We start from the raw sequence: 20,569 nt of genomic DNA, 5'->3' as shown, positions 1-20,569 counted from the left end.
CTGTTGCAAGCAGTGGCACCAACCGCGTCATGACGAGTGACATTTCAGAAGGTTTAGCATTGAATGTCCAGGGCAGAACGAGCTTGAATGGCAGCGTTAATGTAAAAGCAGACTCTACGAGTAGCTTCACCGTGCAGAATGCCGCGGGGAACAGTACGCTACTTAACGCGAACACAAGCTCCATGAGTCTATCAGTAGGGTCGGCTGAGACCACAGACGCAAGATTGTATGTGGCTGCCGAAATGACAAGCACCGCGTGGGTACCATATACAGGCATCCCTGCGGATTGGAGTGACGTTGCTTATGGTAATAGTACATTTGTTGCGGTTGCTCACGATGGCACCAACCGCGTTATGACAAGCTCCGACGGCGAAACCTGGACCGCTCACGCCGCCGCCGAAGCTAACAGCTGGCGCTCTGTCACCTACGGCAACGGTACGTTTGTAGCCGTAGCTGATGACGGTACCAACCGTGTCATGACTTCCAGCGACGGCGAAACCTGGACCGCTCACGCCGCCGCCGAAGCTAACAGCTGGCGCTCTGTCACCTACGGCAACGGTACGTTTGTAGCCGTAGCGTGTAGGTGGCACCAACCGCGTTATGACAAGCTCCGACGGCGAAACCTGGACCGCTCACGCCGCCGCCGAAGCTGACAGCTGGCGCTCTGTCACCTACGGCAACGGTACGTTTGTAGCCGTAGCTGATGACGGTACCAACCGTGTCATGACTTCCAGCGACGGCGAAACCTGGCCGCTCACGCCGCCGCCGAAGCTAACAGCTGGCGCTCTGTCACCTACGGCAACGGTACGTTTGTAGCCGTAGCATATAGTGGCACCAACCGCGTTATGACAAGCTCCGACGGCGAAACCTGGACATCAGTCCAAGACACTTCACTTAACACGCTTTACTGGTTAACCATAACCCATGGGAATAATACTTTCGTTGCGATAGCTAGCGGTGATGCAATTGGTGGCACCCCTGCCCATGTTGCGACATCTGTTGATGGTATTACGTGGGAGACGGTGACAGCAGATGCCAGTACGTGGCTGGGTGTTGTATATGGAAATGGAAGATTTGTAGCAATCTCTGATAGCGACTTTGGCGACAACCGTAACCATGCTATGGTCAGCCAAGTCGCACCAGGGAACGCACTAAAGGTTGCCGGAGACAGCGAATTCATTGGCAATATGACTCTTACTGGCGACATGGGAATCGGCACAGATAACCCACAGGCTAAACTGCATGTAGCAGGCGATGTATTGTTCCAGAGCGAAAACAGACAGCGCCACCGCCTTCCAAATTCAAAACGCCGCCGGGGATAATCTATTCACGGCTGATACGCAGAATAATCGCGTTGGGGTTAACACCTCTAGCCCACAAGCGAGCCTTGATGTTGACGGTGATGTGTTATTCAAATCTAGTACCCCTAACGCCAACGCCCTGCGCGTACAAAACAGCACTAGTACAGACATTCTCCGTGTGGACACACAGGGTTCGGGGTACGATATGACCGAACTAGACAGCCACACCTCCGCCAACCTGGACGCCGCCTCCGACGTCCACATCGACGGCTCATACGCCTACGTGGCGAGCAGGGATGCCGACTCCCTGACCGCCATCGACATCTCCGACCCGAATAACCTGGTCGAGCTAGACAGCCACACCTCCGCCAACCTGGACGCCGCCTCCGACGTCCACAGTCGAGCGGCTCATACCGCCTACGTCGCGAGCAGGGATGCCGACTCCCTGACCGCCATCGACATCTCCGACCCGAATCCAACCTGGTCGAGCTCAGACAGCCACACCTCCGCCAACCTGAACCGCGCCAACAGCGTCCACATCGACGGCACCACCGCCTACGTCGCCAGCGAATACGCCGACTCCCTGACCACCATCGACATCTCCGACCCGTCCAACCTGGTAGAGCTGGACAGCTACACTTCCGCCAACCTGGAAGGCGCCAACAGCGTCTATATCGACGGCTCATACGCCTACGTGGTAAGCTTTTATGCCGACTCCCTGACCGCCATCGACATCTCCGACCCGTCCAACCTGGTAGAGCTGGATAGCATCAGCACCACCAACCTGAACGGTGCTAACAGCGTCTATATCGACGGCTCATACGCCTACGTCGCCAGCAGGAATGCCGACTCCCTGACCGTCATCGACATCTCCGACCCGAATAACCTGGTCGAACTAGACAGCCACACCTCCGCCAACCTGTACTATGCTCGCAGCGTCCCATCGACGGCACCACCGCCTACGTCGCCAGCGAATACGCCGACTCCCTGACCGCCATCGACATCTCCGACCCGAGTAACCTGACCGAACTCGGCAGCCACACCTCCGCCAACCTGGAAGACGCCCAAAGCGTCCACATCGACGGCTCATACGCCTACGTGGCCAGTGAAACTGCCGACTCCCTGACCGCCATCGACATCACGCGAGTCACCAGTAAACATACCCGGGGTCAAGTGACCGTTTCAGAACCGATTGAACGTCAACGGCTCGATCCGCCAGAACTCATTCGCACAACTAAACTCCCTCAGCACCGCCAACCTGAACCGCGCCAACAGCGTCCACATCGACGGCTCAGTACGCCTACGTGGCCAGCGAATACGCCGCCTCCCTGACCGCCATCGACATCTCCGACCCGAGTAACCTGGTGGAACTGGACAGCCACACCTCCGCCAACCTGGGCGGTGCCAACAGCGTCCACATCGACGGCTCATACGCCTACGTGGCAAGCTATTCTGCCGGCTCCCTGACCGCCATCGACATCTCCGACCCGAGTAACCTGGTGGAACTGGACAGCCACACCTCCGCCAACCTGAACGGCGCCCGCAGCGTCCACATCGACGGCTCATACGCCCTACGTGACCAGCAGGGATGCCGACTCCCTGACCGCCATCGACATCTCCGACCCGAATAACCTGGTAGAACTGGACAGCCACACCTCCGCCAACCTGGACGGCGCCCGCAGCGTCCACGTCGACCGCCTCGTACGCCTACGTGGCAAGCTGTTATGCCGACTCCCTGGCCGTCATCGAGCGTCTCCGACCCGAATCAACCTGGTCGAGCTGGACGGCCGCACTCTCCGCCAACCTGAACGGCGCCTACAGCGTCCACATCGACGGCTCATACGCCTACGTGGCCAGCTGGTATGCCGACTCCCTGACCGTCATCGACATCTCCGACCCGAATAACCTGGTGGAACTGGACAGCCACACCTCCGCCAACCTGAACGGCGCCCGCAGCGTCCACATCGACGGCTCATACGCCTACGTGGCCAGTGGAAATGCCGGCTCCCTGACCGCCATCGACATCTCCGACCCCGCCAATCTGACCGAACTGGGCAGCCACACCTCCACCAACCTGAACGGCGCCCGCAGCGTCCACATCGACGGTACCTATGCTTACGTGGCAAGTGACGACGCCGACTCTCACCGCCATCGACATGAAATTCCTCGACAACCAGACAGACCTGACTCGACTGCGAATGTTGTTACTAACGCTTCCATCCAAGGCATGCTAGAAGTTCCAAAGATCCAGTCCGGTCAAAACCTGCTACTACAACCAAATAGCGGCAACGTCGGCATCGGTGTGGCTAACCCGCAGTCTAAGCTTGATGTGTTAGGCGGATTAAACGTAGCTGACCGGCTTGTCGCAAGCACTATTAGCAACTCTACTTTTGAGGCCAGTTTTGATGATTGGGTGAACGCTGCCGGTGATGACCAGGACTGGACACGTAATAGTGGCACCACAACAAGCTCTGGTACCGGCCCGTCGAGTGGCGCGGACGGCACGAGCTGGTATGTTTACTACGAAACTTCAGATCCAGTTGCACAAGACGATCAAGCCATTCTTGACTACGCCAGTAATATTGATACCAGCTTGTATCCTGACGGCTTTGATATTAGCTTCTACTATCATATGTACGGGGCGAGTATGGGTGAACTCCGTCTAGAAACCTCGGAAGACGGCGGTCTGTGGGAAGAACAGTGGTCAATGAGTGGTGACCAGGGCGATGAGTGGTTTGAGGAGACAGTAGACCTATCCGAACTCTCTGGTGTTGTTGATATCCGCTTTGTAGGTATCCGAGGCTCTAGCTTTACAGGTGACATGGCCTTAGATGAGATAGAAATACACGAGCTAAATATGAGCTCACTACTGCATGTGAATAATTTAACCGGCTACGTCGGTATTGGTACTGCCAGTGCCGACACCACGCTAGAAGTGCAGGGCGGGCTCTGTGTCAGTGACGACAGTGCGGACGACTGCAGTACTGCGGCTGGTACAATCCGTGCAGACGGTTCAATTACCGCCAACGCCTTTGATATTGCAGAACTCTACGGCGCCACAGAAATGATTGAGCCAGGTACTATCGTATCAGCAGATACTAACCATAGCCGTTATACAACGGTTGCTGACGGCAGTGCACCACTTATGGGAGTTGTCTCTACAGACCCTGGATTTGTCCTGGGCTGGAAAGATAACCCGGATCTTGCTGACGCGCCTCATTCAGTAGAGGTGGCACTGGCTGGTCGTGTGCCAGTTAAAGTCACCACCGAGAACGGCAACATCAAGGCAGGCGATCCTATAACCATTAGCCTAGAGCACCCTGGTGTTGGCCGCAAAGCCACCAGCGCCACCCGTATCATCGGTTATGCTCTGGAAGATTACACCAACACTGACCCAACCGAGATTGGCACCATTGAACTGTTCATGCAACCAGAAACCTACCTACCAGGCATACAAGACACCGACGTAAGCGACCTACAAGGCAACGCCCTGAGCGTGCCGATGCTCAACGTATCTGGCCCAGCCGTCATCTCTAATCTAACCGTCACTGGCAACGCCACCGTCCAAGGCAACCTAACGGTAGAGAACAATCTTACCGTTAAAACCGCCACCGTTACCAGCAACCTAACCGTTGGCGGACGTATACTCAGCCACACAACCGAGACACCAGCTATAGAGCTTGGTGGGGTACTGCAGGGCGATAAGGGCTCTGTCGATCTAGAGGGTACTGACATGGCCGGAACAATTACCTTTACGACTAACGAGGGCGTTGAGATAGAGAAGGGAATACTTGCAAAAGTACTCTTTGCAGAATCGGTAGATGACGCCATACCACGGGTCAATCTTATGCCGGTAGGTGCCGGTAGTACCGGGCTAGATCTGTACATAGAACGCACAGCCGACGGCTTTAAAGTCGGTTCCAACACCCCTCTTGAACCTAACAAAACCTACCGTTTTGACTACATCACCATAACCACCACCAACTAACCCCTCACACTGTTGTTAACAGCAGTAAAAGCAAACAAAACCTACTACCGAGCAACCCTTACCCCTCTTGCAAAGGTCTGACCTTTGCAAGAGGGGTAGGAATCAAGTATATTACACGTATGCCATCGAAGAATGCTGTAAAGCAGTACGTAGAACAGTCTTTTTATCATGTTTACAACCGTGGCGTAGAGAAGCGGAATATTTTTATAGACGATCAAGATTACGCAGTATTTCTGAATTTGCTAAAGCGTTATCTTAGCCCAGAAGAGCACAAAGACGATCGCGGAAATATATACGAAAGCTACGCTGAAAGGGTTGAGCTGTTAGCGTTTTGCTTGATGCCAAATCATTTCCACCTGTTGTTTTACCTAAACTCCGATCCAAAAGCTATAGCTAAAATGATGCAAAAAGTGACGAGCTCATATACAACATACTTCAATAAGCGGCACGTTAGAGTAGGGCATTTGCTCCAAGGTGTTTATAAGGCTTCTCATATTCTTGAAGATGCATACCTTTTACACATCTCGCGATACATACACCTTAATCCTGAATCATATAAAAGTTGGGAATTCTCGAGTTTACCATATTACATTAACGGATGGCGTAGTGATTGGGTGAAGCCAGGACGTATCTTAGAACTTTTTGACGGCACTGAAAGTTACGAAAACTTTATTGAGGATTACGAAGACCACAAACATCAACTAGAAAGCATAAAAGTTTTACTAGCGGACACATAACACTCGCAAAGGTCAGACCTTTGCAAGAAATAATCGGGATAAGGCTATATCCCTCTGTGTAGTAAAAAAGGACATATCTGACTAAACGCGCCACTCGACTGGCGCGTTTAGTCGAGGGTACTCTATAGCACATTTTATAATTGACATTACCGCAATGAAGTGTTAGTATAAGCGCATTCGATAGGGATAAGAGGGTTCATCCACCATATGTTTGGCGGGCGGACTCTTTTTATTTCTCTCGGGAGCCTCACAAGTGAGGGAGACAATTATAAATCAACCATTAACCACTGTGAAGCGGTTTTGTGGGCGAGGGCAGCTTGGGATGGAGACTGAGGATCGGAGCAGAAGCGTACTTTTTGGTACGGTGGCGCCACGAACCGGAAGTTTACGCCCAAGATGTGCCGTCCACATAAGCGCGCACGAGAAGGAGCAAAAAATGGCAGGAACTAAAGCAGGTGGTCAAGCAGCCGCAACAACTAACAAGACTAAATACGGTGCAGATTTTTATGCAAAAATCGGTGCCGCAGGCGGTAAAAAAGGCAAAACTGGTGGCTTTTATGCCGACCGTGATCTAGCCCGATTGGCTGGCGCAAAGGGTGGTCGTATAAGCCGCCGAACCAAAAAAGCCGCCTAATTTTACTAGGCGCAAAAGAGAACCACTTGGGTAAACCAAGTGGTTTTTCTTTTTCTATTCACTGTATTGCCGAGTTGGCTTGCTGTGATACGTCCTCAGCGTACAACGAAAAGTACGCTTCCGGTCGCTTCTCGCACCCGCCCCGCCACTACAGTAAATCCTAGCAAAATTACTCCTACCTTTAAGCCGGTAAGTGCGATGAAGTTTGAGTACCTGGGGTCTGCTAGTTATCTACTGAAACATCACTTGTGGTTTAGCTGCAAGCGATGTTTTATTTTTAACCCTTTTCTTTTGCCTGTAGGGTCGGCAAAAACGTGAAGGCGACACTTCCCATGAAGCTACACAGTTAATGCACCTGTAAAGCCTGGGTGTATGCTGCAAACCGTTCATACCACACTCCGGGCAGGTGCTGCGTTGATTTAGCCAATCACGATATGTGTCAAGGCAGTCTTGTACGTGTTCGTCATCGATTTGCTGATTATAGATTGGCGCAATTTCTAAGGCTTTATCCCAGGCGTCTACTTCTTTGAGGACTAGCTCTACATCTGATCGGTAGGTGTCGTGCTCCAGTAACGCGTGACCGAGCTCATGTAACAATCCCCAGGCACCTATAGTCTGGTCACCTTTAATGGTGTAGCTAACTTCTTTCTTTGCTGGGGACCAACAAGAAGTTGAAGCTTGCCGAAAGCTTAAATGAGGAAAGTCTTTGCGCAGCGACTCAACTAACTGTTTCATAATTAGCGTCCTTAACGAGCTCATAACAGCCATAAACAACCGCTTCTTCGGGGTGTTTGGCTTGAAATATCGGTGGTACGTGCAAAAGATCGTTTTCATAAACTCTAAGCTCTGCTTCAAGGCGGTTCTGGAACTTTGGTAGATGGCTGCCAACACCGCCGCCAATTACAATCGCGTCAGGAGTGAGCATGGCAATCACGTCAATCAGGCCGATTGCAATATTGCGGGCTACAATATACCAGGTGGAATTATCATCGGCTGCAATGTCGCTGGCTCGCTTGCCAAACTTTGCCACAATAGCTTTGCCAGAGGCGAATTCTTCCCAGCGCATCAGTTCGCCATCGTGCTCCATAATAATTTGCCCGATTTCAGCATCTTTAAGTCCTTGGTCAATCTTACCTTTAGTTATGAGCGCGCCACCAATCCCGGTGCTGATGGTTATGTATAAAACTCGCTTAAAATCCGGCAGTAGCCGTGCTTCCGACAACCCGGCCACTTTGGCGTCGTTTTCAATTATAAGTTTGCAGCCAATAATACCTTCGATATCGTGTTTTAGGGGTACGTCCTTCCAGGCTAAGTTGCCAAACGCCTCAGCGACTCCGGTTTGGCGGTTTATCCGTCCAGGAATCGCCATCGCCGCGCCTTTGTATGTACGTTTCTTTAGTTTATTGAATGTTACCTCAAGCTCTGTTAAGAAGTCTTGATAGGCGGGTGGGGTGGGGAACTTTAAAGATTCAACCACCTTGCCATCAGCGGAAAATACCGCCAGAAGTGTCTTTGTCCCTCCAATATCAATCGCTAGATACATATACGTGAAGTATAAGGTTTTAGTCTTAATCTGCAAAGCTCAAGTAGGGTAAAGTCCATTTTACGTACAAAGCTTTGACTTCTAGGGGTGGAACAGATATACTGGTATCAATCTTTCAAGCACGATGTTGCGTCGTGCTTGGTGGAAATACTTATAAAGGAGGCATGGGATACATGTCAAAATCTAGCATTACAATGGACGAGTTGCTAGCGTCCATGGATATTCCCCAGCTAAAAACTGGAGATGTCGTAGAAGGAAAGGTGACCTCAGTGCGCAAGCACGAGGTATGGGTTGATTTGGGGCCCAATGGCGTCGGAGTTATTCTGCGACGCGAAATAAGCCACGGTCAACAACTAGAGGAAGGTCAGACGGTTACTACCAGTGTGATCGACCCAGAAATGGAAGAAGGTTTTGCGTTACTAAGCATGCGCCGAGCTGCAAAGGATCGCGGTTGGGATGAGCTGCAGAAGGTGTTCGATAATCAGGAGATTATTGAGGTGACAGCTTATGATGCTAACCGAGGCGGATTGCTTGTGGAGCTTGAAGGCTTACGAGGGTTCTTGCCGGTGTCACAACTGGCTGCCGGTCATTATCCGCGCGTATCAGGAGCAGATAAAGATGAGATACTCCAGAAGCTCAACCAATTGGTCAATAAACCAATCAGGGTACGTATACTTGACATAAGCCGTAAGGACAACAAGCTTATATTTTCTGAAAAAGAGGCAATCAAGGACGATATGCAAGACCGCTTTGCTAAACTGAAAGTCGGCGACAAAGTAGAAGGCGTTATAACTGGCGTGATTGACTTCGGAGCATTTGTGAACGTCGATGGCATTGAAGGGCTAATTCACATCTCAGAAATATCCTGGGAACGAGTAGAAGACCCAAGGGATTACCTTAAGGTAGGTGATACGGTAGAAGCCAAGATTATCTCTATTGATAAAGATCGCCTAAGTTTGAGTCTTAAGCAGATGCAAGAGGATCCATGGCTTAATGAAGTGAAAGCCTTCAAAAAGGGTGAGACGGTAGAAGGTAAAGTTACGCGCATAACACCATTTGGTGCGTTTGTGCAGCTAAGCCCATCAGTAGAAGCGTTGGTACATGTCTCAGAAATGAGCGATGACGACGGCGTTGATCCGGAAAAAATATTCCAGCTCAATGAAAAGAAGAAATTCAAGGTGCTGGATATTGATACCGAGGCTCGCAAAATAGCCTTGAGTCTCAAGGACACAAAATAAGGCAGAATAAATAACATGTAGCGGTGTAATAGTCAGAAAGGAGAGACGGGCATGGCAACAAAAATTGAAGTCGAAGACATGATTACCGTCGGCTCGCTGGCTGAACGGCTAAAGATACCGGTAACGCAGCTGATTACTGAGCTAATGAAAAACGGTATCATGGCGACTCTTAATGAGCGCATTGATTTTGATACCGCGCAGATTATCGTCGGTGAACTTGACCTTGATGTGGAGTTAACACATAAGGTAGCAGAGGAGTCACAAGGCCGAACCAAGCAAAAAATGAGCGATAAAGCTACTGGACGGCCACCGGTTGTGGCTGTTATGGGTCATGTTGATCACGGCAAAACTAGCTTACTGGACGCTATCCGTGAGAGCGATGAAGTTAAGGGTGAAGCCGGTGGTATCACTCAGCATATTTCTGCCTATCAGATACGGCACAGCGATCGCGACATCACGTTTTTGGATACACCGGGTCATGAAGCTTTTGCAGCGCTCAGGGAGCATGGAGCACAGCTAACCGACGTAGTTATATTGGTCGTGGCAGCAGATGATGGTATTAAGCCACAGACAATCGAGGCAATTCGCTATGCCCGCAAAGCCGGTGTAAAGATTGTTGTTGCCATAAATAAGATTGATAAGCCGGAAGCTGATGCTAATCGGATTAAGCAACAATTGTCTGAACATGACCTTCTGGTTGAGGAGTGGGGCGGCGAAACCATAACCGTTGAAGTGAGTGCTTTGCAGAAGACCGGCATTGATAAGTTACTTGATATGGTGCTACTTGTGGCAGATGTCGAGGATTTGCGTGCTGATGTTGATGTTCCAGCGCGCGGTCTGGTCATCGAATCTCATATGGAGCAGGGTCGCGGACCGGTAGCTATAGCGTTGGTGGAGGCCGGTGTTTTACATCCCGGGGACTACGTCACTGCCGGATCAGCTTATGCGCGCGTGCGTAATCTAGAGACCACCACTGGCAAGCCAATCAAAGAGGCAACTCCTTCAACTCCAGTTATAATTACCGGCTTTAAGTCGTTGCCAGAGTTTGGCGACGAATTTGAAGCTAAAAAAGATGAAAAAACAGCAAGGCAAGCTGCAGCCAATGAGGGTGCAAAACGACAATCATCTGGCGGTCTGCTAGATATCAATAGTTCAGAGATGATTCGTATGATTAACCGGGCCAATGAGCTCACTGAGCTAAATGTTATTGTTAAGGCTGATGTTCAGGGCTCTTTAACATCGGTACTAGACAGCCTAAGGGCGCTTGATACTAGTGAAGTGGCGGTGCGGATTGTCAGTTCCGGTGTCGGTGCTGTCAATAAGAATGATGTCCATGTTGCTCAGACGAGTGGTGCTATTATTTATGGTTTTAATGTGGCAGTACCTCCGGATGTTAAACGGTTGGCTAACAGGGACAAGTTGCCGATTCGTTTGTACAGTATAATTTATGAATTGATAGATGATGTAAAAGAAGAGCTCACAAAGCTACTTGCACCAAAAATTGTCGAAACCGACCTAGGCAGACTTCTCATAAAAGGTGTATTTAAAACAACAAAAACGGAAATTATCTGTGGCGGTGAGGTAACTAAAGGGAAGCTAACCGTTCCAGCTCTTGCTCGAATTATACGTGACGGTGAAGAGTTGACAGAAGTAGAGGTGACTAATCTTAAGCGTGGCCCTCAGGATGCCAAAGAGATTATTGAGGGTGAAATGTGCGGCATGAGTTTAGCAACCAAGTCAAAAATAGATTTACAAGAAGGCGACAGAGTAGAGTTGTTCACGCGTGAAGCGGTTGCCCGGACGTTATAAACAATGCTGCAGTTTGTAATTTGAATATCACGAGTAAAAATTGTATAATTGTACGCTGTTATGGAGAATTTTGAGCGTTCGCAATATTATGAAGATTCAACGGACGAAACTGATGAAGAAAAGCGGCTCGGTAAAAAGAAGACACGCAAGTGGCCAAGTTTTGTAGCATCCTGGCTTGCTCGATCTGAACAAAAAGAAGATCAGCCAGAGGAGCCTGACAATAAAAAAGGTGTTTTACGGCGTTTTTTTGGTAAGTTTGTCGGTTTGGACGTTGTAAGAAATGAAAACAGTGAGGCTATACCTAGCGATGAGCGTGAATCGTTGCCCGCCAAGAATTTAGACGATTATTATAGTGAAAGCGGACAATTTATCGGAAGTGAACAATATTTCGTCGGAAATAAATCTGCCGAGACTTCTCATGAAGACTTTCTGGACTCGCAAGAAGACAGTGTTGCGGCAAGTCATGAGCCGGGTAAGTATCCTAAACAGGAGTCTGTTGTTAACGCCGATGAAACGCATGAGTCGTCATTATCAGTTGACGACGAGGAGTTTACACCGTATCCGGCGTTTCCGGTAGAAGAGATGCAACGTCGATATGAGGATGAGAAAAACGATTTAGAGGTAGATACTACAGATACGGTCACAGAGCTGCAAGCAGAAGGGTACGAGACAGATGCGCCAGCAAAACGCGAAGTTTTTAGGGGTGCAACAGAAGCTGATCTACGTACCGAAAAAGTGGCCAGAAAGCGTGCCGATCGGCGTCTAAAGAAGCGCACGCACAAACAGGGTGATGAGCTTGAGCGTGTACATAAACAGAACCGGCAACAAGAAAAACAAGCACGTGAGGCTAAAGAACAGACCGATGCATTACGTCAACAAGTTGCTCGGTATGAATCCATGGCAGAACAGATGCAGACCGAGTATAAGGGTAAGCCGATAGAGAATAAAATTAGCGAGCGGCCGCATCCTAGTACAACCCCAGAATACAAGCAATATCATCCATCAGCGTTTGAGAAATCACCACCAAAAAGCCAAACGGTTGACACACCGGAGCGTCGTGTGCCGCAGTACCAAGAAGCTGAAAAAGCATCAAAGACAGAAACGGTTGCAAGGCGGTTTGCTGAAAAAGTCCGCGAGTACGAGAATAAGCATGAAAATCCGGAAAAAGTTCTTAAGGAAATGCTTGCCGCCGCTGAGGTGGATGCACCAGTAGAGCGTGTCTATGAACGTAGCCACGAAGTCCGTGACGAGGCTACCAATAAATCGCAACCTGGAGCGGTATCAGTAGGGTCAATATTACAACAAACACCGGGTTCTTTAAGTGTTAGACAGGATACTGTTAATAGTAGTAAATTAAACAATAAAACTCAGGACGAGCAGCAATCAGAACTATATAAACAAGCAGCTCAACAAGGTTTCATGGGCGCAATTTTTATACTCGTATTACTGCTTATTGCCTACGTGTTGGTTTAAAATGGTAGAATAGTACCATTAAGGAAGGAGATACATGTTTAAACTTGATAATAACTTACTTGTAGAACTTGGCTTAGGATCTCTGCCAAATGAAGAGAAGAATAAAATGCTGGCTCATATTTATGAAACATTAGAGATGCGTGTCGGTGTACGGCTAGCTGAACAGATGAGCAATGAGCAACTTGACGAGTTTGAAAGCTTTATTGACAGCAGTGACGAAACAGGCGCCTTAAAGTGGTTAGAAAGCAATTTCCCTGACTATAAAAAAGTTGTCGCCGAGGAGCTGGAAAAGCTAAAAGCTGAAGTCAAAGCCAGTGCTCCACAAATTGTAGCTGCTGCTGAAGATAGTGCTCAGCACGATCAACCGTCTCAATAGTCAATTATAACCCCTATTTTGTAAAAATTTGGTTTCCGTAACCTAGCAAGAATTCTTTTGCGGACATCTCGCGTTTACCGGCAGGTTTTAGGCGCTCTATACACAACGAGCCGTCTGATGTTTGTACAAGCAGAGCGTTGTCATCGGTTACTGAGACAGAACCAGGTGCGGATCCTGGTTTCTTTGGTTTGGTTTGTGCTTTTGTGATGATGACATCTTTTTCGGCAATTTCTGTACGGCTACCAGGCCAGGCGGAAAATGCTCGAATTTCTCTTTCAAGCTGAACTGCTGATTTATGCCAGTCAATAACCCCATCACTTTTTTGAATAAGGCTGTCGTAGGTTGCGCTATCTGCGTCTTGGGGCAGTGCGACTACACTGTCGTTTAATATGTCTGGTAATAATTCACGAAGCATTGATCCGCCAATACTGCCTAGAGAGTCTGCCAGCTCTTGCTTTGTCTCCGTGCCACTGAGCTCTACCTCAGACTGGCTGTACACAGGACCGGCATCCATAGCGCTAACCAGACTCATGAGTGATACACCGGTTTTCTCCTCTCCGGCTAAAATTACACTTTCAATTGGGGTTGATCCACGATGGAGCGGTAATAGTGAAGGGTGGATATTGACAATACCTTTAGGGAAAACATCTATGATGCTTTGGGGGATAATCTTGCCATAGGCTGCTAGTACCGCAATCTCGGCATGAAAATTAATCAGCTGATCTTTTATTCGGGTCGGCTTATCTGGGAATAAAATTGGGATATTGTGTTCTTCTGAGATTTTTTGAACTTCTAAAGTCTGAGTCTTGCGAGAACACCCCATCTCGTAATTGGCTACAATGGCAGTCACGTCATAACCTGCTTCTATTAGATCAGTTAAAACTGGTGCTTCGGTAGAGACTCCGGTTGCCAACCGTTCGTTTCCGAAGAAAACAATTTTACTGCCAGAGTTTAGGGTTGTCTTTGATGTCTTTATCATAATCAAGTTTGATTAATTTACCGTCAGATTCGAGTCTGAAAAAGGCGCTAGGATCGTCTTTTATGTGGTCGATGAACATTATGCCGTTATTGTGGTCGATTTCGTGCTGAAAGACGCGAGCCAAAAAGCCCTCAGCCGTTACTCTTATAGGTTGACCGGTTTCATCAAGTGCTTTGACTTTCACCTTTGTATGACGCGGCACTTTGCCATAAATATCTTTTACGCTTAAACAGCCCTCATAATCTTCCTCAATGATGCCTTCGTATTTACTGATTTGCGGATTGATAAATACGCTAAATTCACGATTGTTTTTATCGTCAAAATTATCACGCACAATTATGATGCGTAGAAGCTGCTCAACCTGTGCTGCTGCAAGTGCAACTCCGACCTCATGTTCTCGGCTGTCCTCCCAGTCGAGTGTTGCAGCCTTCATATCGTCAATTAGTTGTTTAACCTCAGAGCTTATGTAACCAACTCGCTTAGAGCGCTCACGTAGATGTCGATTCGGTAAGGCAATTATACTATTTTTATTCATCTTGCTATTTAGTATATCGCAAACAGGTTAACAGAGGAACTTTTACTATAATAAATTTGCTGGATCAATATCATACGACCAATTTGTCGGTAGTTCTCTAATAATCTCTGTTAGCACTTGGCGGCTGGATGATTTAACGATAAGCTGCCAACGAAATTTATTGTTCTGTTTGGCATGGAATGCTGGGGTTGGTCCAATAATTTCCAATTTTGGATGTTGCCGACCTAGGCTTTCCGCCAAGCTGTTACAAGCATTTTGAGCACTTGTGTTGTTCGCTCGCATACAAGCTAGCTTAAGGAGGAACACAAAGGGCGGGAAGTTGTATTGTTTCCGTTCGGCGATCTCTTGCTCATAAAACGCCTGGTAGTCTCGTTGGATGGCCGTTTTGATGGCAGGGTTGTCTGGGTGATAACTCTGAATAACGATATGTCCGTGGCGGTGCCCGCGTCCAACACGACCCATAATCTGAGTTAGTTGTTGATATGTGAGCTCGTTAGCCGTGAAATCGGGAATAAGCAAACCGGTATCTGCTAGAACAACACCAATAACACTCAATTGCGGCAAATCAAGACCTTTGCTAAGTAACTGCGTTCCAACCAGTATATCAATTTTGCCGGACTTAACCTGTTTGTATTGCTGTTCTAACCTTTCTGATTTCGTACTATCGGTATCAAATCGTTGAACGCGAGCTTTTGGGAATATGCGCATGAGTTCGTCTACAAGGTATTTCGTGCCAATACTTTTAAAACTAATGTCGTGGTTATTGCAGCTTGGGCAAACTGGAGGTGCAACCGTATTGTGACCGCATGTATGGCACAGAACTCGGTGCGAGTCCCCGTGGTATGTAAGGGTTATGTCACACCGAGGGCAAAGTGATTGCCACCCACACCGTTGGCACAGCACGACACGAGCTGTTCCGCGGCGGTTTAAGAATATGATTGATTGTTCGTTGTTTGCCAGTGCCGTTTCAACGTGTTTTATTAACTGATTGGAAAGGTGAGCCGATCTTGTAAAGTGCTCCCGATTTTCTAGTTTTACTGTTTCTATGTCTGCCGGACGGATTCTGCCTATAGCGGATTCTGACATGCGAACAATCGGAACGCCTTTTTTCTGGAGTAAATAATAATCAGCAGCAGGAGGAGTCGCGGAGCCCATTATGAGTTTAGATTGATGTAGTTTTGCTAGTTGCCCAGCAACACGGGTGGCTTGATAATATGGTGCGGATTCTTGTTTATATGCTTGGTCATGCATTTCGTCGATAACGATTAAGCCAACTTTTTTGATTGGGGCGAACAATGCCGAGCGCGTACCGACGACAATTAATGGTTCATCGCTTTCGAGTACACGGAGCCAAATATCTCGTCTTTGTGCTGCAGTGAGTCCGGAGTGCAGCACTACAACCCGGTCGCCAAACGTATCTAGAAAAGTCTGAGCAAGTTGTGGCGTAAGCCCGATCTCGGGGGTCAGGATAATTGATGACTGTTGTTTTGCAAAAGCTTTACGAACCAGTTCAATGTATACTCGTGTTTTACCGCTACCAGTGTCGCCATGTATAAGAGTAGTTGTTTGGTTCGAAGATTCTATGGTTGAGATTGCCGATTCTTGTTCGGCAGTAAGTTTAGGTAATTCGATTTTCGGCTGGAACGATTTGACTGCCCGGTCTGTGGTTTCTTTGAGTCGACTTGTTTTAAGTAGCGTACTTGGAAGGAAAGCCTGCAATAAGCCTCCAAGCGAAGCAGGATAGTATAGCCGCAGCCAATCGATAAGTTTAATCAATGGGTCAGGTAAAGAGTTTGATCCTATTTGTCGGGAAATTTCTTTAGTTTTAAAACTTGGCTCGTTACTTTGCTCAATGACAATACCGATAACTGGTTGTTGCTGTAATGGAACGACAACCAAAGTACCTCGAGCAAGATTCATCTTTGAAGCATAGGTTAACGGTTTGTCGCCGTGGAATCGCTGGCTTGCCACCCAGACTTCGTAATAATACATACACCCAGTATAGTTCATTATATTGGTCAGTCTGATGAAAAGCTGTTGAAATGTGAGAAAGTGGGAGGTATACTACAGTCACGTTGTTCTAATGACAATAAAAGCTTATGTTAGACGTATTCATTACATCCAGAGTTAGGCGAAAGATAATCGTGGTGTACGCCAAGTACCCCGACTTCAAAACGCACGTGAGAGGGCTTGCAAAACTTATTAAGGAAGATGCAGGTAATATACAACGTGAGCTCAAACGTCTTGAGAAAATAGGCTTTCTGATATCAGAAAAACAAGGCAATACCAAGATATATCACACCAATAAACACTTCACTATATTCAAAGAGTTACAAAGTATAGTGTTAAAATCGCAACGTCATAATCAAAAAAGGCAACAAAACACGCTGTAGGGTTGCAATTCTTCCTCTGTTAGACTACAATACATCACATGATTCAAGTAACACGTAAAGATTCTAAAGAGCCACTGGAAAATATGCTGCGACGTTTTACACGTAAAGTGCAGCAGTCCGGGATTATCCTCGTTGCGAAACAATCGCAATATTATGAGAAGCCTATGAGCAAACGAGATCGTCGCCAAAAAGCTATTGTTCGACGCGCTCGTAAAGCTGATAAAGTTAAAAAACTAAAACTTGGCCAGCGCTAAAACTAGGTAATCTATCAGCGTAATATGACATTTTCTCGGATATGCTAATTGGCCGCGTGATGTTTAGTTATTTTGTTGTTATTTAGGTATTGCTCATGCTTGCGTGCAAGCGACGCATCCGGGTAAGTGCTGTAAAATTAATTGAGTCCGTATTAAATACAGGGAATCTTTGATACACTTTCGGAGAAATATGAGCGTAAAAGAACAAATTAACCAAGACTTAAAAACTGCTATGCTGGCTGGTGATAAGACGCTGACAGTTACGCTTCAAGGCTTGAAGAGCGTTATTTTAGATGCTGAAATCGAAAAAGCGGCGCGCGATAAGGGTTTGCCGGATGAGGAAGTCATTCAAGTATTACAAAAAGAAGTGAAACGTCGCCAGGAAAGTGCAGACATGTATAAAGATGGCGGAAACACCCAAAATGCTGAAGCGGAGCTAGCCGAGAAATCCGCCATAGAAAAATATTTGCCTAAGCAAATCACAGATAGTGAACTACAAGCTATCGTCGACGAAGTGATTGCTTCTACTGAAGCAAAAGACGTCAAAGACATGGGTCGGGTGATAAAGGCTGTGAAAGACCGAGTTGGTGTTTCTGCTGATGGTGGACGTATAGCAAAAGTTGTGAAAGGAAAGCTCAACACATGATTATATTTATGGGAGTGGCCGGTTCAGGTAAGAGTATGCAGGGCAGGATGTTGGCTGATGAACTTGGGCTGCCATGGTTGTCTACCGGTGAATTCTTGAGAATGTTGATAGCGGGCGAAAGACGCAAAGAGATGTTAGCCGGCCAATTGTTAGCCGACAAAGAGATAATTGCACTGGTGAATAAAATTTTTAGCCTGATAGATATAAAACAAGAGTTTGTACTTGATGGGTTCCCGCGGACGATTAAGCAAGCCGATTGGCTGTTGAGCCAAGCCAAGCATGGTCAACTTAAAATAACCCACGTTGTACATCTGACTGCTACGGAAGAAGTGGTGAGGAGCAGGCTTATAGAGCGTGGTCGACAGGATGACCATCACGATGCTATAAGTGAGCGGTTTTCTGAATATAAGGAGTCAATTTTGCCGATACTCGAGGAATTTAAGGATGCAGGTGTAACGGTGCATACTATAAACGGAGAGCGTCCAATACAGACAGTACATAGTGAAATCGTGCAGACAATAAAACAGGGCTAGACTATTAGCATGTTTACGCAAGTCAAGACAGATACAGAAATCAAACATATGCGTGAGTCAGGTAAAATACTTGCAACCGTGCATCAGTTACTACGTAATAAAGTGGCTCCAGGTGTTTCGACTAAACAGCTTGCTGATATTGCTCGAGATGAACTAAAACGGCTTGGCGGTAAACCAAGCTTTCTTGGCTACCCCGGGGGATCTGATAGCTTTCCTGACGTTCTGTGTGTTTCGATTAATGAAGAGGTTGTTCACGGTATCCCGCGAGCAAACCGAGTAATTGAAGAAGGCGATATTGTAAGTATGGATTTCGGTGTGACGTATAAAGGCATGATCACTGATTCTGCCATCAGTGTTATCGCAGGGAACGCTAAAAAACCATCAGTTACCCGGCTCATAAAAGACACCGAAGCATCACTGCTGGCCGGTATTGATGTGGTGCGCGATGGCGTGAGAGTGGGTGATATCGGTTTCGCTGTACAACAAAGCCTAGAACGAGGAGGATACGGTATAGTGCGGGATTTGGTTGGCCACGGAGTCGGACACAAACTCCACGAAGAGCCGAATATTCCTAATTATGGGCTCCAAAACACCGGACCTACTCTACAGGCTGGCATGACTATTGCGATCGAGCCTATGGCGACTCTTGGCGCGCATCACGTTGTGATGGCAGAAGACGGTTGGACAGTTGTAACTGCGGACGGTTCGCTGGCTGCCCATTTTGAACACAGCGTATTAATCACGGACGATGGTTACGAAATTCTAACGACTCTTTCATAAAATCTGTACTCAGGTTGACACTAACCGCTAGAAGAATCGACAAGTGGTTGCTATACTGCCAGCATGCGCGAACAATCGCCCAATCATTTTATAGGTCTCGACATAGGAACACATACTGTTCGCTGTGTTGTTGGTATGGTGGATCAGCAAGATGCATCTAAACCTACGATCATCGGGCACGGCAGTGCAATAAATACCGGTATGCGTAAAGGAGTGACTGTTCATGTTGAGGAAGTCGCTGATGCTGTCACAAAAGCTGTTACAGAGGCAGAACGTGTATCTGGTGTACAGATACGTCACGCTACGGCTAATATTAACGGTGCCCATGTGGCTGGCATGAACTCCAGAGGTGTCGTGGCGATTAGTGCAGCTAATAAAGAAATTACAGCTGAAGACAGGCTTAGAGCAGAAGAAGCTGCAACAATTGTTCAATTACCGCCAAACAGAGAGATTATTCAAGTTTTTGCCAAAAACTACAGATTGGACGGGCAGGACAACATCAAAGATCCAGTGGGTATGCACGGAGTGCGGCTAGAGGTTGATACACATATTGTGACAGCGATAGCTCCAAATCTAAAAAGTTTGGACATGGTGTTAGAAAAAACTAACTTGACTGCTTCAAACTATACGGTTTCCAGTCTTGCAGCGGCAGAAGCTGTACTTAACAGGCAGCAAAAAGAGGCAGGCACCCTGGTTCTTGATATTGGTGCAGGAACGACTAATCTAGCAGTCATAGAAGACGGAGAAGTACACCATGTAGCGGTTATACCGGTTGGTGGTTTACATATCACTAACGATTTGGCGATAGGGCTAAAGACTGACCTAGAAATTGCAGAGCTCGTAAAGGTAAAACACGCCACACTAAACAAACCTTCCGGGGGTTTAAAAAACGTAAAAGTTGATTTTGAAAACAAACAACACTACTTTCCGGTCGAGGATGTGTACGACATTACAGAAGCACGAGTAGAGGAATTACTAGAGATGGTTGAAAAAGAGTTGAAAAAGATACAACGCTCCAGAAAGCTTCCTGGTGGAGTAGTTGTTGTAGGCGGAACATCAAATATGCCAGGAATCGCTGACTTTACCAAGGAAAAACTGCAACTATCGGCTAGAGTTGGTCGCTTGCAACCATTAAATGGTCTGGTTGATACAGTGGAAAGCCCAACATACGCCACTACGGTCGGTCTTATGTTGCTTGATATGTTTTTATTGCCCCATGATTCTAACGTATCCGGTGAACCGAACTCTCGGGTATTTGGTTTCGTTGAAGGCATTATCAAGAAGTTCCGTCGCAGTTAGATGGTTAAATATATCCCGATGTTCAAAAAAGGTCAGGTGGGTATTATTGAA

Annotated in this window: 24 protein-coding genes; 19 read left to right on the top strand and 5 right to left on the bottom strand. The window is 47.5% G+C overall.

What is annotated here, in order from left to right:
* Nucleotides 1-29 precede the first annotated feature (29 nt).
* From U5K77_00985 to U5K77_00945, 9 genes are all read left to right on the top strand, one after another.
* Nucleotides 30-653 (top strand): hypothetical protein, encoded by a 624-nt coding sequence (locus U5K77_00985; protein MDZ7744325.1) that lies wholly within the window; start codon nucleotides 30-32, stop codon nucleotides 651-653.
* Nucleotides 601-816, top strand: coding sequence for a hypothetical protein (locus U5K77_00980; protein ID MDZ7744324.1), 216 nt, complete (start codon nucleotides 601-603; stop codon nucleotides 814-816). The genes U5K77_00985 and U5K77_00980 overlap by 53 nt, the downstream gene beginning before the upstream one ends.
* 29 nt (nucleotides 817-845) lie before the next feature.
* Nucleotides 846-1,322 (top strand): hypothetical protein, encoded by a 477-nt coding sequence (locus tag U5K77_00975; GenBank protein MDZ7744323.1) that lies wholly within the window; start codon nucleotides 846-848, stop codon nucleotides 1,320-1,322.
* A complete protein-coding gene (locus U5K77_00970) occupies nucleotides 1,255-2,292 on the top strand; it encodes a hypothetical protein (GenBank protein ID MDZ7744322.1) in 1,038 nt (345 codons plus the stop codon). Before U5K77_00975 ends, U5K77_00970 begins: the two co-directional genes overlap by 68 nt.
* A 107-nt stretch (nucleotides 2,293-2,399) precedes the next feature.
* Nucleotides 2,400-2,633, top strand: a complete 234-nt coding sequence (locus U5K77_00965; protein MDZ7744321.1) for a hypothetical protein — start codon at nucleotides 2,400-2,402, stop codon at nucleotides 2,631-2,633.
* On the top strand, nucleotides 2,606-2,932 hold the full coding sequence (locus U5K77_00960) for a hypothetical protein (protein ID MDZ7744320.1): 327 nt from the start codon (nucleotides 2,606-2,608) through the stop codon (nucleotides 2,930-2,932). Before U5K77_00965 ends, U5K77_00960 begins: the two co-directional genes overlap by 28 nt.
* An 80-nt stretch (nucleotides 2,933-3,012) precedes the next feature.
* Nucleotides 3,013-5,289 carry a hypothetical protein gene (locus tag U5K77_00955; protein ID MDZ7744319.1) on the top strand — a complete coding sequence of 759 codons (2,277 nt, stop codon included), beginning with the start codon at nucleotides 3,013-3,015 and terminating at the stop codon, nucleotides 5,287-5,289.
* Between the two features lie 119 nt (nucleotides 5,290-5,408).
* Nucleotides 5,409-6,026, top strand: a complete 618-nt coding sequence (locus tag U5K77_00950) for a transposase (protein ID MDZ7744318.1) — start codon at nucleotides 5,409-5,411, stop codon at nucleotides 6,024-6,026.
* A 253-nt stretch (nucleotides 6,027-6,279) separates the two neighbouring features.
* Nucleotides 6,280-6,660, top strand: coding sequence for a hypothetical protein (locus U5K77_00945; protein MDZ7744317.1), 381 nt, complete (start codon nucleotides 6,280-6,282; stop codon nucleotides 6,658-6,660).
* A 231-nt stretch (nucleotides 6,661-6,891) separates the two neighbouring features.
* Here U5K77_00945 and U5K77_00940 read toward each other — a convergent pair whose 3' ends face one another.
* Both U5K77_00940 and U5K77_00935 read right to left on the bottom strand, forming a co-directional pair.
* Nucleotides 6,892-7,395, bottom strand: a complete 504-nt coding sequence (locus U5K77_00940) for a hypothetical protein (protein MDZ7744316.1) — start codon at nucleotides 7,393-7,395, stop codon at nucleotides 6,892-6,894.
* Nucleotides 7,379-8,203, bottom strand: coding sequence for an ROK family protein (locus U5K77_00935; GenBank protein ID MDZ7744315.1), 825 nt, complete (start codon nucleotides 8,201-8,203; stop codon nucleotides 7,379-7,381). Before U5K77_00935 ends, U5K77_00940 begins: the two co-directional genes overlap by 17 nt.
* 173 nt (nucleotides 8,204-8,376) lie before the next feature.
* Here U5K77_00935 and U5K77_00930 point away from each other — a divergent pair, with 173 nt between their 5' ends.
* Genes U5K77_00930 through U5K77_00915 form a run of 4 tightly spaced genes read left to right on the top strand, consistent with a single transcriptional unit; the run spans nucleotide 8,377 to nucleotide 13,099 of the window.
* Entirely contained in the window at nucleotides 8,377-9,441 is a 1,065-nt protein-coding gene (locus U5K77_00930; GenBank protein MDZ7744314.1) for a S1 RNA-binding domain-containing protein, read from the top strand.
* 51 nt (nucleotides 9,442-9,492) lie between these two features.
* Nucleotides 9,493-11,250, top strand: coding sequence for a translation initiation factor IF-2 (gene infB / locus U5K77_00925; GenBank protein MDZ7744313.1), 1,758 nt, complete (start codon nucleotides 9,493-9,495; stop codon nucleotides 11,248-11,250).
* A 60-nt stretch (nucleotides 11,251-11,310) separates the two neighbouring features.
* The gene (locus U5K77_00920) at nucleotides 11,311-12,723 is read left to right on the top strand and encodes a hypothetical protein (protein MDZ7744312.1); all 1,413 of its coding nucleotides are present in this window, start codon (nucleotides 11,311-11,313) and stop codon (nucleotides 12,721-12,723) included.
* A 34-nt stretch (nucleotides 12,724-12,757) separates the two neighbouring features.
* Nucleotides 12,758-13,099 (top strand): DUF5663 domain-containing protein, encoded by a 342-nt coding sequence (locus tag U5K77_00915; GenBank protein ID MDZ7744311.1) that lies wholly within the window; start codon nucleotides 12,758-12,760, stop codon nucleotides 13,097-13,099.
* Nucleotides 13,100-13,112: 13 nt separating this feature from the next.
* Here U5K77_00915 and fmt read toward each other — a convergent pair whose 3' ends face one another.
* From fmt to priA, 3 genes are read right to left on the bottom strand one after another with little or no spacing between them, the layout of a single operon-like run.
* Entirely contained in the window at nucleotides 13,113-14,078 is a 966-nt protein-coding gene (gene fmt, locus U5K77_00910; protein MDZ7744310.1) for a methionyl-tRNA formyltransferase, read from the bottom strand.
* Complete coding sequence (def, locus tag U5K77_00905; GenBank protein ID MDZ7744309.1) at nucleotides 14,038-14,613, bottom strand: peptide deformylase; 576 nt, start codon at nucleotides 14,611-14,613, stop codon at nucleotides 14,038-14,040. The genes fmt and def overlap by 41 nt, the downstream gene beginning before the upstream one ends.
* A gap of 45 nt (nucleotides 14,614-14,658) precedes the next feature.
* Nucleotides 14,659-16,605 (bottom strand): primosomal protein N', encoded by a 1,947-nt coding sequence (gene priA, locus U5K77_00900; GenBank protein ID MDZ7744308.1) that lies wholly within the window; start codon nucleotides 16,603-16,605, stop codon nucleotides 14,659-14,661.
* Between the two features lie 107 nt (nucleotides 16,606-16,712).
* Here priA and U5K77_00895 point away from each other — a divergent pair, with 107 nt between their 5' ends.
* From U5K77_00895 to ftsA, 6 genes are all read left to right on the top strand, one after another.
* A complete protein-coding gene (locus U5K77_00895) occupies nucleotides 16,713-17,006 on the top strand; it encodes an ArsR family transcriptional regulator (protein MDZ7744307.1) in 294 nt (97 codons plus the stop codon).
* Nucleotides 17,007-17,044: 38 nt separating this feature from the next.
* On the top strand, nucleotides 17,045-17,260 hold the full coding sequence (rpsU, locus tag U5K77_00890; GenBank protein ID MDZ7744306.1) for a 30S ribosomal protein S21: 216 nt from the start codon (nucleotides 17,045-17,047) through the stop codon (nucleotides 17,258-17,260).
* A gap of 190 nt (nucleotides 17,261-17,450) precedes the next feature.
* Complete coding sequence (locus tag U5K77_00885; GenBank protein MDZ7744305.1) at nucleotides 17,451-17,906, top strand: GatB/YqeY domain-containing protein; 456 nt, start codon at nucleotides 17,451-17,453, stop codon at nucleotides 17,904-17,906.
* Nucleotides 17,903-18,439, top strand: a complete 537-nt coding sequence (locus U5K77_00880) for a nucleoside monophosphate kinase (GenBank protein MDZ7744304.1) — start codon at nucleotides 17,903-17,905, stop codon at nucleotides 18,437-18,439. Before U5K77_00885 ends, U5K77_00880 begins: the two co-directional genes overlap by 4 nt.
* Nucleotides 18,440-18,448: 9 nt before the next feature.
* The gene (gene map / locus U5K77_00875; GenBank protein ID MDZ7744303.1) at nucleotides 18,449-19,219 is read left to right on the top strand and encodes a type I methionyl aminopeptidase; all 771 of its coding nucleotides are present in this window, start codon (nucleotides 18,449-18,451) and stop codon (nucleotides 19,217-19,219) included.
* Between the two features lie 63 nt (nucleotides 19,220-19,282).
* Entirely contained in the window at nucleotides 19,283-20,518 is a 1,236-nt protein-coding gene (gene ftsA / locus U5K77_00870) for a cell division protein FtsA (GenBank protein ID MDZ7744302.1), read from the top strand.
* The last annotated feature ends 51 nt before the right edge of the window (nucleotides 20,519-20,569 follow it).

This window comes from Candidatus Saccharibacteria bacterium, from assembly GCA_034521515.1.
In the GTDB taxonomy this organism is placed as follows: domain Bacteria; phylum Patescibacteriota; class Saccharimonadia; order Saccharimonadales; family JAXHMH01; genus JAXHMH01.
This window is presented reverse-complemented; position numbering and strand designations above follow the sequence as displayed.

Coding starts and splice junctions, on each gene's coding strand:
- U5K77_00915 (MDZ7744311.1), top strand. CDS start 12,758: ATGTTTAAACTTGATAATAACTTACTTGTAGAACTTGGCTTAGGATCT.
- U5K77_00980 (MDZ7744324.1), top strand. CDS start 601: ATGACAAGCTCCGACGGCGAAACCTGGACCGCTCACGCCGCCGCCGAA.
- rpsU (MDZ7744306.1), top strand. CDS start 17,045: ATGATTCAAGTAACACGTAAAGATTCTAAAGAGCCACTGGAAAATATG.
- ftsA (MDZ7744302.1), top strand. CDS start 19,283: ATGCGCGAACAATCGCCCAATCATTTTATAGGTCTCGACATAGGAACA.
- U5K77_00975 (MDZ7744323.1), top strand. CDS start 846: ATGACAAGCTCCGACGGCGAAACCTGGACATCAGTCCAAGACACTTCA.
- U5K77_00935 (MDZ7744315.1), bottom strand. CDS start 8,203: ATGTATCTAGCGATTGATATTGGAGGGACAAAGACACTTCTGGCGGTA.
- def (MDZ7744309.1), bottom strand. CDS start 14,613: ATGAATAAAAATAGTATAATTGCCTTACCGAATCGACATCTACGTGAG.
- U5K77_00880 (MDZ7744304.1), top strand. CDS start 17,903: ATGATTATATTTATGGGAGTGGCCGGTTCAGGTAAGAGTATGCAGGGC.
- U5K77_00985 (MDZ7744325.1), top strand. CDS start 30: ATGACGAGTGACATTTCAGAAGGTTTAGCATTGAATGTCCAGGGCAGA.
- fmt (MDZ7744310.1), bottom strand. CDS start 14,078: ATGATAAAGACATCAAAGACAACCCTAAACTCTGGCAGTAAAATTGTT.
- priA (MDZ7744308.1), bottom strand. CDS start 16,605: ATGTATTATTACGAAGTCTGGGTGGCAAGCCAGCGATTCCACGGCGAC.
- U5K77_00885 (MDZ7744305.1), top strand. CDS start 17,451: ATGAGCGTAAAAGAACAAATTAACCAAGACTTAAAAACTGCTATGCTG.
- U5K77_00950 (MDZ7744318.1), top strand. CDS start 5,409: ATGCCATCGAAGAATGCTGTAAAGCAGTACGTAGAACAGTCTTTTTAT.
- U5K77_00895 (MDZ7744307.1), top strand. CDS start 16,713: ATGTTAGACGTATTCATTACATCCAGAGTTAGGCGAAAGATAATCGTG.
- U5K77_00920 (MDZ7744312.1), top strand. CDS start 11,311: ATGGAGAATTTTGAGCGTTCGCAATATTATGAAGATTCAACGGACGAA.
- U5K77_00940 (MDZ7744316.1), bottom strand. CDS start 7,395: ATGAAACAGTTAGTTGAGTCGCTGCGCAAAGACTTTCCTCATTTAAGC.
- map (MDZ7744303.1), top strand. CDS start 18,449: ATGTTTACGCAAGTCAAGACAGATACAGAAATCAAACATATGCGTGAG.
- U5K77_00930 (MDZ7744314.1), top strand. CDS start 8,377: ATGTCAAAATCTAGCATTACAATGGACGAGTTGCTAGCGTCCATGGAT.
- infB (MDZ7744313.1), top strand. CDS start 9,493: ATGGCAACAAAAATTGAAGTCGAAGACATGATTACCGTCGGCTCGCTG.
- U5K77_00970 (MDZ7744322.1), top strand. CDS start 1,255: ATGTATTGTTCCAGAGCGAAAACAGACAGCGCCACCGCCTTCCAAATT.